A 21984-nucleotide genomic window follows, 5' to 3' on the forward strand; every position below is an offset into this window, starting at 1 on the left:
GCATGGGCGCTTTTGCAGCGTTGGGCCATGCTGGCAGCTTCTTCAGATCAGCGGAACGCTGGTTTCCTTCAATACGCGTAGGACAAAGTGAGACTTGCTGTGGCGGATGCCGGGAATCTTGTACAGCTTTTCGCGCAGCAGCCGCTCGTAGTCGCGGGTGTCGCGCACGGCAATGCGAATGTAGTAGTCGTAGTCGCCGGAGACGAGGTAGGCCTCCTGGATCTCCGGAATGGTGGCCAGCGTGCGGCCGAAGTCGTACAGGGTTTCGTCGGTGTGGCTCTCCAGCGTGACCTGCACGATCACCGAGTCGTGGTAGCCGAGCTTGGCCGCGTCCACGTCGACCGTGTAGCGCTTGATGACGCCCGAGGCCTCCAGCTTCTTGATGCGCGTCCAGCAACTGGTGGGGGACAGTCCGACCTCGTTGCCGATGTCCTGCAGGGTCTTGCGCGAGTCGAGCAGCAGCACGCGCAGGATGGCCAGGTCAATCTTGTCGAAAGATCCTTCGTTGTCGCCGGGGATTTGCCGATTGATTTTCATGAATCGAGGCCGAATAGCCAAAAAAAAGAAGCATATTTTGCGCTGAAACCGGAAGAATTGACGGCATGCGACTGCTCGACCTACCCCTCACGAACACCCTGTCCCTCCACCACGAGGTCCACCCCGACGTGCCCGCCCGCATCCGCAACGGCGCCGAAGCCCTGCTCGACACGCTGGTCGCATGCGGCGTCGACACCATTTTTGGCTACCCCGGCGGCGCGGCATTGCCGCTGTACGACGCGCTGCACGGCGAGCCACGGCTGCGCCATGTGCTGGTGCGCCACGAGCAGGCGGCCGTGCATGCGGCCGAAGGCTATGCGCGCAGCACCGGGCGGGTGGGCGTGGTGCTGGTCACCTCGGGGCCGGGCGTGGGCAACACCATCACCGGGTTGCTGGATGCCATGAGCGACTCGGTGCCGGTGCTGTGCATCAGCGGGCAGGTGGCCACCGCGGTCATCGGCACGCAGGCTTTTCAGGAGAGCGACGCGCTGGGCATGTCGCGCTCGGTGACCAAGTGGAACAAGCAGGTGCGCTCGGCCGACGACGTGCCCGCGCTGGTGCGCCGCGCGCTGGAGATCGCCACCTCGGGCCGGCCCGGGCCGGTGCTGCTCGACGTGCCGAAGGACATTCAGCTCAACCGCCTGGGCCAGGCGAGCGAGCCCGCGCCGCTGCGCGCACTGCGCACCAGCCGCTCCGCACTGCCGCCCAAGGCCATGATGCAGCGCGCGGCCGATCTGCTGTCGACCGCGCGCCGCCCGGTGATCTATGGCGGCGGCGGGCTGGTCAACTCGGGCCCCGCTGCGTGCGAGGCTTTCACGAAGCTGGTGAACCTGCTGCATGCGCCGTGCACGCTCACGCTGATAGGGCTGGGCGCGTTCCCGGCGTCCGACCCCAAGTTCATCGGCATGCTCGGCATGCACGGCATGCTCGAAGCCAACTTGGCCATGCACGAGGCCGACCTGGTGGTGTGCATTGGCGCGCGCTTCGACGACCGCGTGACCGGCAAGCTCGACGAGTTCTGCCCGCATGCACGCAAGATCCACATCGACATCGACCCCGGCAGCATCAACAAGGTGGTGCAGGTCGACGTGCCGATGGTGGGCGACTGCGCGCTGATTCTCGAAGGCCTGCTGGCGCTGCTGCCCGCCGAGGGCTTTGCGCCCGAGCGGCTTGCGCCGTGGTGGGCGCGCATCGAACGCTGGCGTGCCGAAGACTGCCTGGCCTTCACGCCGCGCGAAGACGCGATCTTGCCGCAGCGACTGATGTCGTCGCTGCAGCGCGCCATTGGCGCGACCGGGCGCGACGCGATCGTGTCGACCGACGTGGGCCAGCACCAGATGTGGGCCGCGCAGTACCTGCGCTTCGACAGCCCGCGCCATTGGCTCACGTCCGGCGGGGCGGGCACGATGGGATACGGCCTGCCGGCGGCCATCGGCGCGCAGATCGGCCACCCCGATTCGCTGGCCGTGTGCGTGAGCGGTGATGCGTCGGTGCTCATGAACATCCAGGAGCTGTCGACGGCCGTGCAGCACCGCGTGCCGGTGAAGCTGGTGCTGTGCAACAACGGCTACATGGGCATGGTGCGCCAGTGGCAGGAACTGAACCACGGCAACCGCCTGAGCCACAGCTGGAACGAGGCGCTGCCCGATTTTGTGGCGCTGGCCAAGGCCTTCGGCTGGAGCGCGCGGCGGGTGACGGACCCGGCCGAGCTGGAAGAGGCGCTGGCCGAGTGCCTGGCCAGCGAGGGGCCGTTCTTTTTGAACGTGGAAGTGGCGGCGCAGGAGAACTGCTTTCCGATGATGCCGTCAGGGCACGGGCACCACAGGGTGATGCTGGCGAAGGACAGGTGGTACGAGGAGGCGTGATGTGTTGTTGCCTCTCCCTCTGGGAGAGCGAGCGATGCGGGGCCGAGGTCTACGAGTGCCCGTCCACCCGCATCTGGAACAAAAAATACGGCGGTATGCACGCGCCGTGCCCCTCGGGCTGCCCATCGGCCTGCGCGCAGATGTAGTCGTCGCGGCAGGCCTTCTCTGCCGAGCAGCTGCGCAGGTTGCCGGGCCGCGTGTGCTTGGCCAGGCAATCGCCGAAGGGCTTCTTCGCGGCCAGGCAGCTGTTGAAGTCGCTCAAGATCGCGATGCCGCCGCACGTGCCGTTCTTGTCTTTCGCGTCGCACGGGCCCGAACACATGCCGCCCGGAAAGCCGACCGACGTGGTCTCGCACACCGACGCCGCACCGTCGCAGGCGATGCGCGGCAGCTTCTGCGCGCGGTCGAGCCACGGGTTGGCAGAAGGTGTGATGCGCGTGGGTTCGCAGCGCGCGCCGACGATGGCTTTTTCTTGCACGGCGTCGGGTGCATCGTGTGCATCGGGTTCTGCCAGCGGCCGAAACGGATCGGGCCGTAGCGTCGACATTGCCGCCCGCACATAGGTGCCACGGCGCGCCAGTTCGTCCTGCACATGCGGTGAATGCGGCACCGCCAGCGCGTTGCCCGTGGTGAAGGTGCGCGAGGCACCACGCCGGTCGACGCCCAGCAAATGAAAGCCCGCGACCGCGCGGCTCTGGTGGCAGCCCGCGCAGCTCAGGTCGTCGAGCCGGCGCAGCACGGCCTGCGGTGACGTCAGCGTGCGGCTGCCTTCCACAGCCTTCCATTCACCGGGCGCGAAGACCTGCGCGAAGGGCTGGTTGGCCAGCCGCTCAAGGCCACGCGGCGCGACCGAGGTGGCTTCGGTCGCCAGGAACCTCTCCGGTATCTGCACGGTGGCTTCGTCGAGCGCACGCAAGTTGGCGGGCTGCTGCAGCCACTGCTGCAGCGCCTTGCGCAGCGGTGCGCTGGCCTTGAGCCTGGCGACGTCGGGCGTGTTCTCCAGCGGCGCCACGTCGAAGCGGCTGGCGCCCGCGTTCCAGCGGAAGGCCCGCAGCATGTACTCGGCATGGCCGCCCAGGTCGGGCCGAACGGCAGAGGGCCAGCGCACGCTCTGCAGATTGGTCGTGACCTGTGAGACGCGCGCGAGCGCGAGGCGTTGCGGCGCGAGCGGGCCGTTTGCAGACGTCAGCCAGCGGCCCAGTGCTTCGTCGCTCATCGAAGCCTGCGGCGGCTGCCAGCGCTTTGCCATGGTCGCGCAGCTGCCGTTGGGGTCCGGCGCATCGCCGCGCAGCTCGACGTTGACTGTCATCGGCAGGCGTGACTGCGTCGCGGCGGTGCGGTAGGCCAGGCGATACACCAGCCGGGTCTCGCCGCACGCATTATCTTGAAAGGGGCGCCGGTCCATGCGGTTGGCCACGCCCACCAGCTCGAACCAGGCATCGGGGCTTGCGAGCCAGCGCGCGTCGAACAGGCGGTGGGGGTACTTGGCGATGCCGACGCCGGCCTGCTTGTCGCGCCGCTGGACGCCGGCGAGGCTGGCAGCGATCGGCTCGGTGAGGGAGCGCCATGCGGGCGAGCGCGTCAGCGCCTGGTTGGTTGCCAGGCCGTCGCCGCCCGATGTTTCGCCAAACCAGCGCGCAAAGCCCGCGCCGGATTTTTCCGCGGTCTGCAAGGCGACGGGGGAGGTGACAAGCAGCACCGGCTCGGCGGCATGCGCGACCGTGGCAGCAAGGGTGAACGCCAGCGCGAAGCCGGCGGACAGGCAGTGGTTGAAAAAATGCACGCGGACGATTGTGCCGCCCACTCGCGCAGCCCTTGCTCGAAGCCCGCTGCCCTCGCTTTGTTCGAGCGGACCGCCGCAGACATTGCCGATCGATTTCTTTGGGATGCGCGCGGTCAGCAGCGAGGCAAGGGAATGACCTTATTGCGGCGTGACGGAATTATTTAACGCGATGCGAAGCGAAGTTTCGAACCTCCAAGAATCTAGGACCAGTCTTATGTGTCCTATGACCGAAAGTATCAAGAATGCCCCCAGCGCTTACATATGGCGCTCCCTTTTTTCAGAGGGGATCAGTAATTTTTTTTCCGGAGTTTCCATGTTTTCCAAGTCTCGTATTTTCGCGGCCGTACTGGTCGCTGCAGCCACTCAATCGGCTTTTGCTTCTGATGGCACCATCACCATCAATGGCCTTGTTACTGCCAACACCTGCCAGATCAACGGATCGACGGTGGGCAACGTGACCGTGACGCTGCCGGCCATCCAGGCGAGCGCATTGCCAGCGCTCAACGCAACCGCAGGCACCACGCCGTTCGCCCTCGTTCTCAGCGGTTGCACGGGCGCGTTGACCCGGGTGTCCGCCTATTTCGAAGCTGGCCCCACCGTGGATTTCGATACGGGCAATCTGAAGCTGGACACCGCTGCCGGCAGCGCTACCGGCGTCGAAATCAGCCTGCTGAACAGCGATGCCACCAAGATCCGCCTCGGCGGCGACGCGGCAAGTGCCAATGGCGCAACGCCTGTGACTATCGCGTCCGGTGGCGCCACCCTGCGTTACTTTGCGCAGTACGTGCGTACAGGCGCCGTGGGTCCCGGCACTGCCACCACGCGCGTGCTCTATTCGCTCAACTACCAGTAAGCGTTCTTCGGGGGCGGCGCGTCATGCGCCGGCCCCTTTTTGTTTCCGTTTCTCCAAGAGCAATGAATATCAAACACGCAAGCGCTAGAACCTGGATTGCCGTCGTCGCGGCAGTCATGCTGACGATGGCTCAGGCTCATGCGGGCATCGTCATCGGGGGCACGCGCGTGATCTACCCGGCCAGCGAATCAGAAGTCACGCTCAAGCTGTCCAACGAGGGCGACGAGCCCGCGCTGGTACAGACCTGGACCGACAAGGGCGACCCCGCCCTGAGGCCTGCCGAACAAGGTGCACCGTTTCTCGTGACGCCCCCCATGGCGCGCGTGGAACCCAAAAAAGCGCAGACCTTGCGCATCGTCTACACCGGCGAACCCTTGCCTCGCGAGCGCGAGTCGGTCTTCTGGCTCAACGTGCTCGAGGTTCCACCCAAGCCCGACGCCGACATCGCGGACATGAACAAGCTGCAGCTTGCCTTCCGTTCCCGAATCAAGCTTTTCTACCGGCCCACCGAACTCAAGGGCCGACCCATCGAAGCCCCCGCGGCAGTCACGTGGGGGCTCGACAGCCAGCAGGGCGAATTGCACCTGGAGGCCCACAACCCCACCGAGTACTACGTGACGTTCACTGCCATCGACGTTCACAACGCAACTGCCCAGGCGTCGTTCGACGAAGGCGTGATGATCGCCCCGGGCGAAACCCGCCGCCTGCCCTTGAAGGGCACCCTGACGGCCGCCGATGCATCCGTCAAGGTTCGCTACGAAGCGATCAATGACTACGGCGGTGTCATGCCCGGCGAGACCACGCTGCAGCAAGGCAAGCGCTAGCCCCACCTGGCCGGCACGCCGCCAGCTCTCCCCCCACTTCATCCCTTTGGTCTTTGCGGCGCTGTGCAACAGCGGCGGGGCCGGACTCGCTCGAAATCTGTGGCTCCCGTTATGAAAAATAGAAGAAAGCGTTCGCTTGCGTGCTTTACGGTGCATCCAAGCCGTGCGCTGGCACTGCTGGCCATCGTCGCCATCGAAGCTCACGCGGACGAAAGCGGTCGGGCGACCCAGGTCGCGCAGGTCCAGTTCAACGAACAGTTCCTGGCGCACAGCGGGCAGGCCATTGACCTGAGCCGCTACAGCAGGGGCAATCCGGTGATGCCAGGTGCGTACCGCGCGGACCTGTACGTCAACGAAGCGTGGCTGGGTCGTGGACAGGTTGTGCTCAGGCAGGTGGGCAGCGGCACCCACAACGTGGTGGTGTGCTTCGATCGCGAATTGCTCGAGCGCGTCGGGGTCGACGTGCAAAAGCTCAGTCCCGCGGCCAATGCGATGCTTGACGGCGCGTCGGGCACCGATGGCCGAGGCAGCAGCAAGACGCCGGCCTGCATTGCGCTCGAGCAGTTGGTGCCGGACGCCACCGCCTCTTTCGACATCGGCGAGCAGCGCCTGAACGTCAGCGTGCCGCAGGTTTCCTTGCGGCGCTCAGCGCGCGGCTATGTCGATCCGCGCTACTGGGACGACGGCGTGCCCGCCGCGCTGCTTCAGTACAACGCCAATTTCTTCCGGTCGAGCTCCCAAGGAGCGACCTTCAGCCAGGGCTACCTCGGCTTGACGGCGGGCCTGAACTTCGGCCCCTGGCGGCTGCGGCACAGCGGCAACCTGAGCAGCGCAAACTCCACCGGCACGCGCTACCAAGGCGTGCAAACGACGCTGCAGCGCTCCATCGAGTCACTGCGCAGCCAACTGGTGATTGGCGACGGCTTCACGTCCGGCTCGCTCTTCGACAGCTTCGGTTTTCGCGGCATCCAGCTCTCGACAGACGACCGCATGCTGCCGGAATCGCAGCGCGGTTTTGCGCCACGCGTGACGGGCATTGCACGCAGCAACGCGGTCGTGCGCATCAAGCAGAACGGGAACATCATTTATCAGTCCAATGTGGCGCCAGGTGCGTTCTCCATCGACGACCTGTACCCGACCGGCTATGGCGGCAACCTCGATGTGGAGGTGACCGAGTCCGACGGCAGCGTGCATGTTTCCAGCGTGCCGTATGCGGCGGCTGTGAATGCGCTGCGCCCGGGCATCACGCGCTACAGCGCAACGGTGGGCCGCTACCGCGATACGCAGGTAAGCGACACGTCGATGGTGGCGCAGGCCACGGTGCAGCATGGCCTCAATAACACCCTGACCGGCTATGGCGGCCTCACCGTTGCGCAAGGCTATGCGTCCGGGCTGATTGGCGCCGCGGTCAATACCGAGTGGGGCGCGATAGGCCTGGATGCCCAGCAATCGACGGCCCGCATTCCCCGCTCCGGCACAAGGTCGGGCCAGAGCGTGCGGCTGTCCTACACCAAGCTCATTGCACCGACCGACACCAACATCTCCGTTGCTGCCTTTCGCTATTCCAGCAGCGGCTACCTGAGCCTGCGCGATGCGATGACGCTGCGCGACGACGGCGACCGCATGGGTGGGATGGGGGGACGGCGCGGCTTCGCGCGAGACAGCTTTCTGCAGAACGGCCCGATGCGCGGGCGCCTGCAGCTGTCCATCAACCAGCAGTTGCCACGCGACTGGGGCTCGCTCTACGTGAGCGGCTCCACCCAGGACTATTGGAATCGCGACGGGCGGGACACCCAGTTTCAGCTGGGCTACAACACCCGTGTGGGGCGCGTGAACGTGGGCCTTTCGGTGTCGCGGCAGTTCGACGCCAGGTTCAAGCGCTGGGGCAATGTGGCAATGATCACGCTGGGCATTCCCCTGGAAATCGGTTCCCGTCAGGTTTACGCGTCGACCAATCTGCAGAGCGACATGAACGGCCGTTCCAGCGTGCAGCAGGCGGTGACGGGATCCGCGGGCGAAGACAGCGCCTTCAACTACGGCCTCAACGCGACGCAAGCCAACGGCGATCGGGCGGGGGCGCGGGCCAGCGCAGGCGCCAACCTGAGCTATGCCTCGCCGATGGCAGCGCTGACGGCCAGCGCGTCGGGTGGACCGCAGTCCTCGCAATTCAGCGCGGGCGTCTCGGGCGGCGTCGTTGCCTATGAGGGCGGCGTGATGCTCACGCCCATCATGGGCGACACAACGGCCGTGGTCGAAGCCGACAAGGCGGCCGGCGCCCGGGTGCTCAACGGCAGCGGTTTGCGGGTGGACCGATGGGGCCATGCCGTGGTGCCCAACCTGGTGCCGTTCTCGCGCAACGAGATCGAGCTCGATCCGAAGGGCTTGCCGTTGAGCGTCGAGCTGAAGACGAGCATGCAGCACGTCGCGCCGACCGCGGGCGCGGTGGTCAGGCTGAAGTTCGAGACCGCAGGGGGAGGGCGCGCAGTGCTGGTGCGTGCAATGCTGGCCGATGGCACGCCGGCCCCCTTCGGCGCGCAGGCCTTCGATGCTGCGGGTCAGAGCGTCGGCATCGTCGCGCAGTTCGGCCAGTTGCTGCTTCGCGGCGTGGAGCCCGGGCGCAACGCCTACCTGCTGAAGTGGGGTGAAGGCCCAGCGGAGCGGTGCAGGCTGGCGATTACACCTGCTTCTCAACCCGAGGCGGGTGCAGGCCACGCACTGACAACGATAGACGCTCTGTGCAGCCCTGTTGGTTCACAGGATTGATCAATGACGATGCGCACACGGTATTTCAGCGCTGTTCGATGGGCTGCGCGTTTCGGCGCCATGGGAATTGCGGCGCTGCTCTTTTGGTTGCCAGGAGATGCGTCGGCGCAAACGCTTCGTACTTGTACGGGCGGCGGTGCTCATACCTTGACGTTGCCAGCGCGTATTACGGTTCCCCGCAATGCACCGGTCGGAACCATGCTCGTGGCACCCGTTCTGGGGCCGCAGCTCTTGGACTTGTATCGATGCACCAATGCGACGTTGAAGAACTACAGCGGCGCGGCCAGGAAGTCTAATCTGACCGGAGCAGGACAGACCGTCAGCATCGTGCTCACCGGCCAAACCCTGAACATTCCGGTCTACGAGACGGGCGTGCCTGGCATCGGGATCGTCATCGCGGTCAGGAATATTGATACAGGCTGTGGCGTGGATTCTTGGTATGGCGTAAATAACGTGCCTGCCGCGTCGGTGTCAGGATGGCAGGTCTCTGCATGCAATGGCACTGCGCCGGGCGATACCGCCAACTCGGGTCTGCAATGGGCAGTGGGCCTGGTCAAAACGGCTGCGGTCGTGCAACCGGGCGTGATCGCCGGAATTCAGGTCATGCAACTGGCGCTGCTGGACAGCAACAACACCATTCAGCAAGGCGCCCTGTTGGGCTCTGTCAACATCAGTTCCGTCAACGTCGTGGTGCTGAGCTGCTCGACGCCCAACGTCACGGTTCCCATGGGGACCTATCTTGCAACGGCCTTCAAGGGCATCGGCTCCACCACCACGCCTGTTCCCTTTTCGGTGGCCATCAACAATTGCCCGGCGGGAATGAGCCGAATCGGCATTCAGCTGGTAGCGCCTTCGGGCTACATCGATCAGGCCGGCGGCGTCATCAACTTGAGCAGCAATTCAACCGCCAAGGGCATCGGCGTGAAGCTCACCCAGGCGCCCGGGGGTGCGGCAATGACGTTCGGCGCCCCAGGATATGTGGTACCTGGCTACAACACGCAGACGGCAAGCAGCTCTTTCACGATGACCTTCAATGCAGCGTACTACCAGACGGCAACCACCATTGGTGCTGGCACTGCAAATGCGTTGCTGGAGTTCACCATGAACTATCAGTAGAAACATGGTGCCCTGTCATAGGCCTTGACCGCATCGCGTGCCGGCAGCCTGTGCTGCGGCGCGCGCTCGAGCAACGGCTCAGGCGCGTGCGGCTGCCGCCATCTGCCGCCGCATCATCTCCGCGACCGCCACGCCTTGCGGATCTCCCAGCCGCTCCAGTGCGTCGATTACGCCGCGGCGGTCTTCCTCCGAACGGTCCTGGTTGAGCTTGTACTTGCCTTCGAGCAGCCGCACAGGAATTTCCACCGCCGCGATCATGTCCAGCCGCGGCGCGACAAAGTCGAAGGGCATGGCGTCGTAGTCCCAGCTGCCGCCGAACTCGTCGCGAAGCGGCGCGTCGTACTGGGCGACCGTGCGGCGCAGCACGGCGTGCACGGCCATGCGCTCTTCGATGACGCGGGGCGCGCCGCGTGCATGGATGGCGATGTAGTTCCAGGTTGGAAAGGTGCTTTGCTTCACGTACCAACTGGGCGTGACGAAGGCATGCGGCCCCTGGAAGATGACGAGCGCCTCGCCGCCCGCACGCAGGTCGTCGAACTGCGGGTTCTTATTCGACAGGTGCGTGGTCAGCAGGCCGGGGCCATCGTGCTGCGCGTCGAGCAGAAAGGGCAGGTGCGTGGCGTTGACGCCGGCAGGGCCGACGGTGATGAGCGTCGCAAAGCTCCATGCACGCATGCCGGCGTGCAGCGTGGCGAGGTCGGCTTCTAGGTAGGGCTTGGGCGTGTACACGGTTGGGTGTCGGGGCGGGCGGTGTATGGGGGCGTATGGGACTGTGTACGTGGCCGTGTCAGCGCGCGGCCAGCGTGCGCAGCCAGCGCACCGAATCGTCGAACGCGCGGCCCGCCACGTCGGCGACCGACACGGCTTCCAGAAAGCCATGGATGGTGCCGGGGTACAGCGTGTCGGTCACCGCCACGCCGGCACTGCGCAGCGCGCCTGCCATCAACACGTTGTCGTCGTACAGCGGATCGCACTCGGTGACGACCATGCACGCGGGCGGCAGGCCTTCGAGCCTGGCCTTGAGACTGTGCACGCGCGGGTCGGCGGCATCCCCGGGGTTGCGAAGGTACAGGCCGTAGAACCACACCATCATGTGCAGCGACAGGCCGTACTCGCCCGCGCCATAGCGCACCACCGATTCGCGGTACAGCTCCGTGCTGTAGGCGCCGTAGTTCAGCAGCATGCCCAGCGGCAGCGCATCACCGGCGTCGCGCAGCACCAGGCAGGCGCCGACCGACAGGTTGGCACCGGCCGAGTCGCCGCCGATGAAGAGCTGCGCGGGGTCGATGTCGAGCGCGGGGGCATGGGTTTGCAGCCAGCGCATCAGGTCCACGCATTCGTCGTGCGGTTGCGGAAACCGCGCCTCCGGTGCGCGCGTGTAGTCGATGCCGATCACGGCAATGCCCGCGCGGCCCGCGTACTCGCGCATCACGCGGTCGTGGGTGTCGAGGCTGAACAGCACGAAGCCGCCGCCGTGGATGTAGACCAGTGCGCCTTGCAGCGCACGCTGCGCGGGGTAGTGCACGCGGATGCGCACGCTGCCGTGGCGCGTGGGCACATGGTGCTCGACGGTGCGGGCCATTTGGGGGCCGCCTTGCGTCCAGGGGGCGCGCACCTTCTCGGCATTGGCGCGGCCTTTGGTGATGGAGATGGTGTGGCGCTTCGGGTAGCGCGCGCCTTCGGCACCCATGAGGCGCATGAACTCGACGATCTGCGCGTCGAGCGGCGGCGGTGCGCAAGGGTGCTGCCAGCTGTAGGGCGTGGGCGATGTCACGCGACGGCTTTCTCGGGAACAGGCGCGGGGGCCGCGTCGGATGTGGCAAGGGCGGCCAGCGGTCGCGGCGTGGCCGCGAGCAGGGCCTGCGTGTAGGCATGGCGCGGGTCGTCGAACACCGCGTCGCGTGGGCCTTGCTCCACGATGCGCCCGCGCTCCATCACGATGACGCGGTCGGCAATCTGCTCGACGGCCGCAAGGTCGTGGCTGATGAAGAGGCAGGCAAAGCCGTGGTGCGCCTGCAGGCTCTGGAACAGGCGCAGCACCTGCGCCTGGATGGTCATGTCCAGCGCGGACACGGGCTCGTCGGCCACCACGAAGGCGGGGCGCCGCACCAGCGCGCGGGCAATGGCCACGCGCTGGCGTTGGCCGCCTGACAGCTCATGCGGGTAGCGCGCGCCCAGGCCGTCCAGGCCCACCTCGTCCAGCGTTTCATGCACGCGCTGCAGCCGTGCCGCGGCGTTGAGCGAGGGCAGGTGGCGCAGCGGCTCGGCCACGATGTCGTGCACGCGCATGCGCGGGTCGAGCGAGGAGAACGGGTCTTGAAACACCAGCTGGCAGGCCAGGCGAAAGCGGTGCAGCGCGGCACGGTCGGCGGTGCGCACATCGTCTCCGCGAAACAGGATCTGCCCGCTCTGCGACGGCGCCAGGCGCAGGATGGCGCGCCCCAGCGTGGTCTTGCCCGAGCCGCTGCCGCCCACCAGCGCGACCATCTCGCCGGGGTGGATGTCGAGGTCGAGCGTGTCGATCACGCGCTGCGGCGCATGGCGCTTGAACAGGCCGGCGCGCGCGCCGGGGTAGCTCACGCACAGGCCGCGCACCTGCACCAGGGGCTGCTGCTTCTGCGTGGCGCTGTCGGTCTTGGCCGGCTGGCGGCGCGGCAGCGCGTCGACCAGCTTGCGGGTGTAGGCCTGCCGGGGCGCAACCAGAATGGCGGGCACGTCGCCGGTTTCCACCAGCTGGCCCTTTTCCAGCACGATGGCGCGCTGCGCATAGCGCCCCACCAGCCCGAGGTTGTGCGTGATCAGCAGCACGGCCGTGCCGTTGTCGCGCGCCAGGCCCACCATCAGGTCGAGCACTTCGCGCTGGCTCAGCGTGTCGAGCGCGGTGGTCGGCTCGTCGGCAATCAGCAGGCGCGGTTTCAGCAGCATCACGCTGGCCAGCATGATGCGCTGGCGCATGCCGCCCGAGAATTCGTGCGGGTAGGCGTGCATGCAGCGCTCGGGGTCGGCAATCTGCACGCGGCGCAGCATGTCGAGAATGCGCGCGCTGATTTCCGCAGCCGAGAGCCTGGTGTGCATGCGCAAGCCTTCGGCCATCTGCGCGCCGATGCGGTGCACCGGGTTGAGCGAGACCATCGGCTCCTGGAACACCATGCCGATGCCCGGGCCGCGAATGGGGCGCATCGCCTTCGTGTCGCGGCTGCTCAGGTCTTCGCCGTCGAAAAGAATGCGCCCGCCGGTTTGCGAAATGCCCGGCGGCAGCAGCTGCAGGATGGCGCGCGCGGCCATGGTCTTGCCGCTGCCCGATTCGCCTACCACCGCGAGGAACTCGCCGGGCTTCACGTCGAAGGACAGGTCGTGCACCAGCGGTTGCGTGCCATGACGCAGCTCGATCTTCAGGTGCTCGACCGACAACACAGGGGGGGTTGAAAGCGTGTTCATCATTTCTCCGTGCGTGGGTCGAGCCGGTCGCGCAGCGATTCGCCCAGCAGGTTGATGCCCAGCAGCGTGAGCGCAATGCACAGGCCCGGCACCACGCACAGCCACACGGCCGAGGCCATGTAGGGCCGCGCGCTGGCGAGCATGTTGCCCCAGGTGGGCGCAGGCGGCGGCACGCCCAGGCCAAGAAAGCTCAGCGCGCTTTCAGACAGCAGCACCCAGCCGAACATGCTGGTGGCCAGCACGGCCACCGGCGCCACGCAGTTGGGCAGGATGTGGCGCCACATGGTGTAGACCTCGCTGTTGCCGATCATGCGGGAGGCCTCCACGTACTCGCGCTCGCGCAGCGACAGCACGGTGCCGCGCACCACGCGCACCACCGAAGGCGCATACGCCAGGCTCAGCGCCAGCACGATGCCCCATTTGTTGGCGCCGACGATCACCATCACGCCCAGCGCCAGCAGCAGGCCCGGAAAGGCCAGCAGCGTGTCGTTGAAGGCCATCAGCACACGGTCGGTCCAGCCGCGCACGAAGCCGGCCACCACGCCGACCACCAGGCCGATGCCGGTGGCCAGGGTCACGGTGAGCAGCGCCACCAGGCAGCTGGTGGCCGCACCTTGCATGGCGCGGCTGGCGACGTCGCGGCCGAACTCGTCGGTGCCGAGCCAGTGCGCCAGGGAGGGCGGCTGCAGCTTGGCGCGCAGATCGATGCCCAGCGGGTTGTAGGGCGTCCACAAGGCCGCAAGCACGGCCAGGACCAGCAGCACCGCAATGAGCACGCCGCCGACAAGGGTATGGGTCTTGAGCTTTTTCACTGCACCGAGACCCGGGGGTCGAAGAGGGGGTAGCACATGTCGACGACCAGGTTGATCACCACGTAGATGCAGGCCGTGAACAACAGGCAGCCCTGCAGCACCGGGTAGTCGCGCGCAAAGATCGAATCGATCATCAGGCGGCCCAGGCCGGGCAGGGTGAACACGGTTTCCAGCACCGCGATGCCGCTCAGCAGATGGCCCAGGATGAGGCCGATCATGGTGAGCGTGGGGTTGAAGGCATTGGGCAGCACGTGGCGGCGCAGCACCTGCGACTCGGGCACGCCCTTGGCGCGCGCATGCGTCACGTATTCCAGCCGCAGGATCTCGATGGTGCTGGCGCGCGACATGCGCGTGAGCACGCCGGTTTCGACCAGCAGCAGTGTGACGATCGGCAGGATGACGTACATCACGCCCTGCGAAAAGTTCTCCGACATGGGCACGTAGCCCACCACCGGCAACCAGCCCAGGTACTGGCCGAAGAACATCAGTAGCAGCAGGCCGAGCCAGAAGCTGGGCACCGACAGCATGAGCGTGGCCGCGCCGATGATGGCCAGGTCGGTCGGCTTGTCCTTGCGCCAGGCGGCGATGAGGCCGGCCGGCACGGCCACCAGCGAGGCCAGCGCCACCGCGACCAGCACGATGACCGCGCTCACATGAAAGCGCTCCCAAATGAGCGGCAGCACCGGCAGGCCGTTGGTGGTCGAGACCCCCAGGTCGCCGGTGAGCGCATGGCGCAGCCACACGAAGTACTGCACGGGCAGGGGTTGGTCCAGCCCCATCTGGTGGCGCATGAGGGTGAGCTGCGCGGGGTCGGCGCCTTCGCCCAGCATCAGCAGCACCGGGTCGCCCGGAATGAGCCGCATCAGGGCGAAGACCGCGATGGAGACGAGCAGCAGCGTCGGGACGGTCATGGCGATCCGACGCAGGAGATAGGCGAGCATGAAGGGCGGGGCCTCTGTTGCAGGGGTGCTTGGCGGGGGGGCGGGGAGTCTGGGGGGCGTCAGCCGCCGGCGGCGGCCAGCCGCACGTTCCAGAAGCGCGGCTTGGCCGGTGCCCAGCCCTTGAAGCCGACCACGCTCTTGCGCATGGCGGTGGCGTCGCTGGCGTTGAACAGCACGATCATCGGCACGTCCTGCAGCATCTGCTTGTGCATTTCGTCGAACAGCACCTGGCGGCGTGCCTTGTCGCGCGACACCATCGATTCGGTGAGGCGGCTCTGTGCATACGCGCTGTCCCAGGCCTTGCGCGGCTGGGTGGCCTTGTCGCCGGTCACCATCTCGTAGTTGAGCGAGGGGTCGATGCGCGCCGAGTAGATGAACGCCATGCTCTGGTACTGGCCCTTGGTGTAGCGGTCGAGCTGGGTGGCCCAGTCGAGCACTTCCAGCTCCACGTTGATGCCGGCCTCCGAGGCCATGGCCTGCACCAGCACGGCGGCCGAGTAGAGCGCCTCGTAGCGCTTGTTGGCAATCATGCGGATCGGCTGGCCGCGGTAGCCGGCCTCGGCCAGCAGCTTCTTGGCGGCCGGCAGGTCGCGCTTGAAGCCGCCGCCCTGCACCGCGTCGTAGTAGGGGCTGGACGAGGGCACGACCGAGTTGTTGACGGGCGAGAGGCCCTCGGTCACGGTGCGTGCGATGTCGGGCGTGTCCAGCGACAGCGCCAGCGCGCGCCGAATGCGCACGTCCTTCAGCACCGGGTCGTTGGTCTGCAGCAGCAAGGCCACCATGGTCATCACGGGCGTGGTGTCGACCAGCACGTCGGTGCGCTTGCGCATCTCGATGACATCTGACGGGCTGGGGCTCACGAAGGCGTCGATGCCGCCGCTGTACAGCGCGGCCTTGGCGGCGGCCGAGTCGGGAATGACGACGAAGCGCAGGTTTTCCACCTCGGCCTTCTTGCCGCCGGTGAGGCCGTCGCGTGGCTCGGCGCGCGAGGTGTAGCCGTCGAAGCGGGTGAGTTCGATGTACTGGCCGCGCTTCCAGTCCTTGAGCTTGTAGGGGCCGGTGCCCACGGGCTCTTTCCAGGCGCCGTCGGCGCCCACCGAGCTGCGGTGCATCACGGCCGCGCTGCCGCAGTCGGGGCGCGCCATCATGGTGAGAAACAGCGAGCTTGCGCGGTCGAGCTTGAACACCACGGTCTTGGGGTTGGGCGCTTCCACCGAGAGCACCTTGGTCATGCCCTTGCCGTCGAACTCGCTCAGGCAGCGCCAGCCGCTGGTGGGTTTCAGGTAGCGCTGCCAGCTCCACAGAACGTCGTCGGCGGTGAGGGTGGCGCCGTTCTGAAACTTCACGCCGTCGCGCAGGGTGAAGGTGTAGGTCAGGCCGTCGGTGGAGGTGTCGACCTTGCTTGCCAGCATGGGCCCCACCGAGGTGTCTTCGCGCAGCGCGACCAGCCCTTCACCCACGTGCAGCAGCACGTTGTCGGTGTTGTCGTCGCGGTTGCCGCCGGGGTCGGTGCCGCGGATGTCGGAGTTGATCTGCACGCGCAAGGTCTGCCCGGCGCCGGCCGCGGGTTGTGCGCACACCGGGGCCGCAGCGCCAAGGCCCAGGCCCAAGGCCAGGGCCACGGAGGTTGCGCGCAGTGCACATTGCGGGCGGAAGGCCGCCAGGGCGGATACACGGGGCACTGGGAACACGGATACGTTCATGACAACACTCCTGGCGTGGGCTGGGCCGGTCGGATCAAGGGAAGCGCAAAAAACTCAGAGCGAGTACTCGGTGAAGCGATGGGCCCTGAAAGGCGCCGGTGCAATGCGCATCTTTCGTGCCGCCGGGTCCATCACGATGGTGGCCACCGTGGCCGACGACGCACCGCCCGGGCCCGCGCTGGGGCTGCGGCACACCGCGCGCGGCGCGCCGAAGCGGTCTTGCAGCGCGTCGAGCACGTCCTGCTCGGTGAGGTGGCCGGCGCGCTGGTTTTGCAGGTGCAGGGCCTCGGTGACGCGGCGGTCGCGGTAGAGCGAGTCGGGCGTGGTCTCCAGGCTGCGATCGACCACGCGTGCCAGCGCCGCCGGCGTCTTGAAATGGTTGGCGTGCACCAGAATGCCGGCCTCGGGCTGCTGCCAGAACACCTGGTCGGGGCAGGTCTCCAGGCTCACGGCCTCGCCTTCGGCGTGCGTGAGGATCATGTTGTTGGAGATGGAGCGCGCCGTGCGGCACACCACCCCCAGCGCGTTGGCGTACAGCTCCGACTGCAGGATGCCGCGGCGAATCAACGCCAGCGGCACGCCTTGCTGCTTGCCGTCGCCGTCGGCCTTGATGAAGTTGCCTGTGACCGCAATGCCTGCGCTGTTGAGGCCCGCGCGCGCCAGCGTGCCCGCTTCCGCAAAGGTGAGCATCGACGGGCCCTTGGCCGGCTGGATGCGCAGCACCACGCCAAGCTCCAGGCTTTCCACGCGCCAGTCCCAGTTCTGCGCGTGAATGAGCTTGCCGTCGCGCGAGGCAGAGGGCATCACCACCACGCCGGTGCAGCCGTCGGGCGGCTCCGTGGCTTCGAGCTGCTGAAAGGCGTAGAGCATTTCGCTGCGCGCATTCAGCGCCACGATGTCTTCGGTCGGCACGCCCGCGCCTTCGGCCACGCCTTCAATTTCGCGCAGCATGCCCGCGTCGAAGGCCTCGATCATGGGCATGAAGCGACGGGCCAGCGCGCGCGTGCGGTCCCAGCTGAGGCCCACGCGCTCGAAAGCGCTGCGGTAGGTGCGCAGGCTCAGGTCGATGCGCTCGCCGGCGGCGCGGCCGTACTGCTGGCCGCACTGGCGGGCGTCGCCTTCAATGTCGTAGAGGGGGAACGATTCGATGTCCATGGGGTGTGCTTTCGGGTGAGGTTCAGGCGGCCACGTCGGTGGCTTGCGCGGTCTGTGCAATGGCGGCGCGCAGGCTGTCCACGATCTGGTCGATGTGCTTGCGCTCCAGCGTGAACGGCGGCGACAGCGCAATGGTGTCGCCCACCGAGCGCACCAGCACGCAGGCGTCCAGGCAGTGCTGCGCCACGGCCTGTGCGTGGGTGCCGGGGCCGCTGGCCCAGGCCTGCAGCTCGATGCCGGCGAGCAGGCCCACGTTGCGCACATCGATCACACCGGGCAGGCCGCGCAGCGCGTGCAGGCATTCCTCGAAGTAGGGCGACAGGGCGCCGGCCTGGGCGATGAGGCCGTCCTGCGTGTAGGCGTCCAGCGTGGCCATGGCGGCGGCGCAGGCCAGCGGGTGGCCCGAGTAGGTGTAGCCGTGCGAGAGCTCGACGGCGCTGACGCTGCCTTGCATGAACGCATCGTGCACCGCGCCGCGCATCAACACCGCCCCCATGGGCACCGCGCCGTTGGTCAGGCCCTTGGCGGTGGTGATGAGGTCGGGCGTCACGCCGTACAGGTCAGCCGCAAAGTTGGTGCCCAGGCGGCCGAAGCCGGTGATGACCTCGTCGAAGATCAGCAGCACGCCGTGCCGGTCGCAAATGTCGCGCAGGCGCTTCAGGTAGCCGCGTGGCGGCGGCAGCACGCCGGTGGAGCCGGCCACGGGCTCCACGATGACGGCGGCCACGGTGGAGGCGTCATGCAGCGTGAGCAGCGCCTCCAGCGCGTCGGCCTTGTCGATGCCATGCGCGGGCTCGCCGCGCGAGAAGGCGTTGCGTGCCAGGTCGTGCGTGTGCGGCAGGTGGTCCACGCCGTTCAGCAGCGGCCCGAAGGTGCTGCGCTGGCGCCCGATGCCGCCCACCGAGATGCCGCCGAAGCCCACGCCGTGGTACGCACGCTCGCGCCCGATAAGGCGGTAGCGGCCGGCGTCGCCGCGTGCGCGGTGGTAGGCCAGCGCAATCTTCAGCGCGGTGTCGACCGACTCGGAACCCGAGTTGGTGAAGAACACGTGGTCCATGCCGGCCGGCGCCATCTGCGTGAGCCGCTCGGCCAAGGCGAAGGCGGCGGGGTGGCCAATCTGGAAGTTGGAGGCGTAGTCGAGCACGTCGATCTGCGCCTTCATGGCCGCGCTGATGCGCGGGTTGCGGTGGCCGGCGTTCACGCACCACAGGCCGGCAATGGCGTCGAGCACGCGGCGCCCGTCGGCCAGGTCGTAGTGCAGGCCTTCGCTGCCGACGATGAGGCGCGGGGCTTGCTTGAACTTGCGGTTGGGAGTGAAGGGCATCCAGAACGCCTCGAGCGCGGCGGGGGAGACCGAGGCCATGGACGAGGCAGGCAAGGCGGGCGAAGCAGGCGAAGCAGGCGGGTTGGGCAAGGCAGGTGAGCTGGGCGAAGCAAGGTTGTCGGCGAGGGCCACGAGGTGTTCTCCGTTGGAAGCGACCCGGTGCTCGGGTCGTCGTGGGGCCGATCTTGAAATTTAAATTGTATTTTTGGCACGGTATGTACATGGTTTTCTGAGGCCAAAAATACAAAACCGGAGCGATGATCGGCGCCCCAGCCCGCGATTGCGCAGAACCCTTGAATGGCCGCCCCCATGGACAACACGATCCCGCCGCTCACCCAGCGCGTGAGCCGCTACATCCTCGACCAGGCGCTGGCCGGCGGCTACGAAAACGGCCGCCACATGACCGAGGCCGATCTGGCCGGGCGGCTCGGCATTTCGCGCACGCCGGTGCGTGCCGCGCTGCGCTTTCTGCACGAGCGCGCGTTGCTCGCGCATGTACCCAACCGCGGCTACACGCTGGTCGCCGACCGCGAGGCCCTGGGCCGCGCGCGCCGCGAGATGCCGGAAGACGAGGAGAAAACGCTCTACTACCGCCTGCTGCGCGACCGCCTGGCGGGCAAGCTGCCCACGCGCGTCAATGAACTGGAGCTGGCGCAGAGCTACGCCGTGCCGCGCCCCTTGCTGCGCACCGTGCTCACCACGCTGCTGCAGGACGGCGTGCTGCGCGGGCGCCACTACCAGCGCTGGGAGTTCACCGAGACGCTCGACTCGGTCGAGAGCGAGCGCGAGAGCTATCGCTTTCGCCTGACGGTCGAATGCGCAGGGCTGCGCGAGCCGGGCTTCAAGGTCGACACCGAGCGGCTGTTCGCCTGCAGGGAGCGCCAGCAAGGGCTGCTGGCGCATGCCTCGCGCTATTCGTGGATGGACTTCTTCGAGGCCAACGCGCAGTTCCACGAGTTGCTGGCCAGCGCCTCGGGCAACCGCTTCTTCCTGGACGCGGTGCGCCAGCAGAACCGGCTGCGCCGCATGTCGGACCTGTCGGACTACCCGCTGGTGAACATCGACCTGCTGCACAAGTCGTGTCACGAGCACCTGGAGATCCTTGACGCGGTGGAGGCCGACGACCTGGCCGCCGCCGCCGAACACATGCGGCTGCACCTGAGCCGTGCCAGCGACCTGCTCGAACGCCGCGTGCTGGGCGTGCTGGGCGACTGACCCGCCCCACCTTCACCTCATGACACACGACAACACAGCGCTGGCCGCCGGCTGGCGCGACGGATTTCCCACGGCCGGCACCCCCGCGCAGCGCCCGCGAGAGCGCTCGATCTTTCAGTTTCCGCAGAGCCGCTGGGCCTTCTCGCACCTGCGCGAGCTGCAACCCACGCGCAACGTGGCGCGCGGCAACGGGCCGGTGTCGGTGCTGCCGCGCGCGGAGCGCCCGGAGCTCGATGCGCTGTGCTTTCCGCGCTTCGCCGATGGCGCGCAGACCGACTGGCGGGGCGCGCTGGAGGCCATCCACGCTGATGGCGCGGTGGTGCTGCACCGTGGGCGCATCGTGTACGAGCGCTACTTCGGCGAACTGGACGCGCACGGCCAGCACATGGCGATGTCGGTCACCAAGTCGGTGGTCGGCACGCTGGGCGCCATGCTCGCGGCCGACGGCACGCTGGACGAACACGCGGCCGTCACGCACTACATCCCCGAGCTGGCCGACAGCACCTTCGGCCAGGCGAGCGTGCGGCAGGTGATGGACATGACGACCGCCATCGACTACTCGGAAGACTATGCAGACGCACAGGCCGGCGTGTGGAAGCACGCACGCGCGGGTGAACTGCTGCCGCGCCCGGCGGGGTATGCGGGCGCGGAGGGGTACCGGCAGTTCCTGCAGACCGTGCAGGCTTCCGAAGGGCAGGGCAAGCATGGCGACGCTTTCGCCTACCGCACCGTCAACACCGATGTGCTGGGCTGGCTCATCAGCCGCGTCACGGGGCAGCCGGTGGCGCAGGTGCTGAGCGAGCTGATCTGGTCGCGCATTGGCGCGGAGCAGGACGCTTCATTCGCCGTCGATGGGCAGGGCGCGGACTTTGCGGGCGGCGGCCTGTGCGCCGGCCTGCGCGACCTGGCGCGCCTGGGCGAAACGATGCGGCTCGGCGGTTTCTTCAATGGCACACAGGTCGTGCCCGAGGCCGTGGTGGCCGATATTCGGTGCGGCGCCGACCCGGCCCGCTTCGCACGCGCGGGCTACACACGGCTGGCCGGCTGGAGCTACCGCAACATGTGGTGGGTGGCGCACGACGCGCACGGCAGCTTCACCGCGCAGGGCATCCACGGGCAGGTCTTGCACATCGACCCGGTGGCGCAGATGGTGGTGGCGCGCTTCGCCTCGCATCCGCTCGCCGCGAATGCGCATCTGCCCACGTCGCTGCCAGCTTTTCGCGCCATGGCCGCGCACCTCATGGACAAGGACGAATGATCAGTCGGTGATCAGCGCCCCATCCACCACACGCACGCGATGGTCGATGTAGTACCCACCAAACTCGGTGTAGCGCAACACCAGCCGCGTGCACGACGTGCAGCGGTACACGTTGCAGCGGTTGTACGGAAAGTGCTTTACCGAGATGGGCGCGTCCGGCGAGTCGTAGCGCGTGCTGGCGGGGTGCCATTCTTCGAAGGTGGGCTCGTGAAGATCGGGGTCTCGCAGCGTGCCCACCGGCTGCATCAGCGCTTGCGGCCAGCGCTCTTCGGTGACGCTTTCCCAGGCGGTGGCGGCTTGAAGACGGCACGGGCAGATGGCCGCGCTTGGGGTGGAGGCCTGCGCAAGCTGCCGCAGTGCAACGGCATCGAGCAGGGGTGGAGGGGGCGTGTTCATC

General features: G+C 67.3%; 18 protein-coding genes. 7 read left to right on the top strand and 11 right to left on the bottom strand.

Annotated elements, in window-relative coordinates; all coding sequences use genetic code 11:
- Nucleotides 1-42: 42 nt before the first annotated feature.
- Nucleotides 43-537, bottom strand: a complete 495-nt coding sequence (locus VLK31_RS09610) for an Lrp/AsnC family transcriptional regulator (RefSeq protein WP_409168170.1) — start codon at nt 535-537, stop codon at nt 43-45.
- Nucleotides 538-602: 65 nt separating this feature from the next.
- Between VLK31_RS09610 and ilvB the strand changes: the two genes are divergently transcribed.
- Nucleotides 603-2402: a biosynthetic-type acetolactate synthase large subunit gene (ilvB, locus tag VLK31_RS09615; RefSeq protein WP_409168171.1), complete on the top strand. Its 1800-nt coding sequence runs from the start codon at nt 603-605 to the stop codon at nt 2400-2402.
- 49 nt (nt 2403-2451) lie between these two features.
- Here ilvB and VLK31_RS09620 read toward each other — a convergent pair whose 3' ends face one another.
- Nucleotides 2452-4185 carry a hypothetical protein gene (locus VLK31_RS09620; protein WP_409168172.1) on the bottom strand — a complete coding sequence of 578 codons (1734 nt, stop codon included), beginning with the start codon at nt 4183-4185 and terminating at the stop codon, nt 2452-2454.
- A gap of 313 nt (nt 4186-4498) precedes the next feature.
- On the opposite strand from VLK31_RS09620, the gene VLK31_RS09625 reads away from it, so the two are divergent.
- The 4 genes from VLK31_RS09625 to VLK31_RS09640 all read left to right on the top strand — a co-directional run bounded on the left by VLK31_RS09625 (nt 4499) and on the right by VLK31_RS09640 (nt 9741).
- On the top strand, nt 4499-5038 hold the full coding sequence (locus VLK31_RS09625; RefSeq protein WP_409168173.1) for a fimbrial protein: 540 nt from the start codon (nt 4499-4501) through the stop codon (nt 5036-5038).
- Between the two features lie 116 nt (nt 5039-5154).
- Nucleotides 5155-5862 (top strand): fimbria/pilus periplasmic chaperone, encoded by a 708-nt coding sequence (locus VLK31_RS09630; protein ID WP_409168174.1) that lies wholly within the window; start codon nt 5155-5157, stop codon nt 5860-5862.
- A 99-nt stretch (nt 5863-5961) separates the two neighbouring features.
- Nucleotides 5962-8625 carry a fimbria/pilus outer membrane usher protein gene (locus tag VLK31_RS09635; RefSeq protein ID WP_409168175.1) on the top strand — a complete coding sequence of 888 codons (2664 nt, stop codon included), beginning with the start codon at nt 5962-5964 and terminating at the stop codon, nt 8623-8625.
- A 3-nt stretch (nt 8626-8628) separates the two neighbouring features.
- Entirely contained in the window at nt 8629-9741 is a 1113-nt protein-coding gene (locus VLK31_RS09640; RefSeq protein ID WP_409168176.1) for a fimbrial protein, read from the top strand.
- A gap of 78 nt (nt 9742-9819) precedes the next feature.
- On the opposite strand, the gene VLK31_RS09645 is transcribed toward VLK31_RS09640, so the two are convergent.
- From VLK31_RS09645 to VLK31_RS09680, 8 genes are all read right to left on the bottom strand, one after another.
- Entirely contained in the window at nt 9820-10470 is a 651-nt protein-coding gene (locus VLK31_RS09645; RefSeq protein ID WP_409168177.1) for an FMN-binding negative transcriptional regulator, read from the bottom strand.
- A 58-nt stretch (nt 10471-10528) separates the two neighbouring features.
- Nucleotides 10529-11515: an alpha/beta hydrolase fold domain-containing protein gene (locus tag VLK31_RS09650; RefSeq protein ID WP_409168178.1), complete on the bottom strand. Its 987-nt coding sequence runs from the start codon at nt 11513-11515 to the stop codon at nt 10529-10531.
- Entirely contained in the window at nt 11512-13179 is a 1668-nt protein-coding gene (locus VLK31_RS09655) for an ABC transporter ATP-binding protein (RefSeq protein WP_409168179.1), read from the bottom strand. Before VLK31_RS09655 ends, VLK31_RS09650 begins: the two co-directional genes overlap by 4 nt.
- The gene (locus tag VLK31_RS09660; RefSeq protein WP_409168180.1) at nt 13179-13991 is read right to left on the bottom strand and encodes an ABC transporter permease; all 813 of its coding nucleotides are present in this window, start codon (nt 13989-13991) and stop codon (nt 13179-13181) included. The genes VLK31_RS09655 and VLK31_RS09660 overlap by 1 nt, the downstream gene beginning before the upstream one ends.
- Nucleotides 13988-14932, bottom strand: a complete 945-nt coding sequence (locus VLK31_RS09665; RefSeq protein WP_409168181.1) for an ABC transporter permease — start codon at nt 14930-14932, stop codon at nt 13988-13990. Before VLK31_RS09665 ends, VLK31_RS09660 begins: the two co-directional genes overlap by 4 nt.
- A 59-nt stretch (nt 14933-14991) precedes the next feature.
- Nucleotides 14992-16554, bottom strand: a complete 1563-nt coding sequence (locus VLK31_RS09670; protein WP_409168182.1) for an ABC transporter substrate-binding protein — start codon at nt 16552-16554, stop codon at nt 14992-14994.
- Between the two features lie 135 nt (nt 16555-16689).
- Nucleotides 16690-17790: a C45 family autoproteolytic acyltransferase/hydolase gene (locus VLK31_RS09675; protein ID WP_409168183.1), complete on the bottom strand. Its 1101-nt coding sequence runs from the start codon at nt 17788-17790 to the stop codon at nt 16690-16692.
- Between the two features lie 22 nt (nt 17791-17812).
- The gene (locus VLK31_RS09680; protein WP_409168718.1) at nt 17813-19153 is read right to left on the bottom strand and encodes an aspartate aminotransferase family protein; all 1341 of its coding nucleotides are present in this window, start codon (nt 19151-19153) and stop codon (nt 17813-17815) included.
- Nucleotides 19154-19423: 270 nt separating this feature from the next.
- On the opposite strand from VLK31_RS09680, the gene VLK31_RS09685 reads away from it, so the two are divergent.
- Nucleotides 19424-20329 carry a GntR family transcriptional regulator gene (locus tag VLK31_RS09685; RefSeq protein ID WP_409168184.1) on the top strand — a complete coding sequence of 302 codons (906 nt, stop codon included), beginning with the start codon at nt 19424-19426 and terminating at the stop codon, nt 20327-20329.
- A gap of 19 nt (nt 20330-20348) precedes the next feature.
- Nucleotides 20349-21587 (top strand): serine hydrolase domain-containing protein, encoded by a 1239-nt coding sequence (locus tag VLK31_RS09690; RefSeq protein ID WP_409168185.1) that lies wholly within the window; start codon nt 20349-20351, stop codon nt 21585-21587.
- On the opposite strand, the gene VLK31_RS09695 is transcribed toward VLK31_RS09690, so the two are convergent.
- The gene (locus VLK31_RS09695) at nt 21588-21983 is read right to left on the bottom strand and encodes a hypothetical protein (protein WP_409168186.1); all 396 of its coding nucleotides are present in this window, start codon (nt 21981-21983) and stop codon (nt 21588-21590) included. It lies immediately after the preceding gene.
- Between the last annotated feature and the right edge of the window lies 1 nt (nt 21984).

Origin of the sequence: Variovorax sp. H27-G14, assembly GCF_046156345.1 — a bacterium.
Taxonomy (GTDB): Bacteria; Pseudomonadota; Gammaproteobacteria; order Burkholderiales; family Burkholderiaceae_C; genus Variovorax.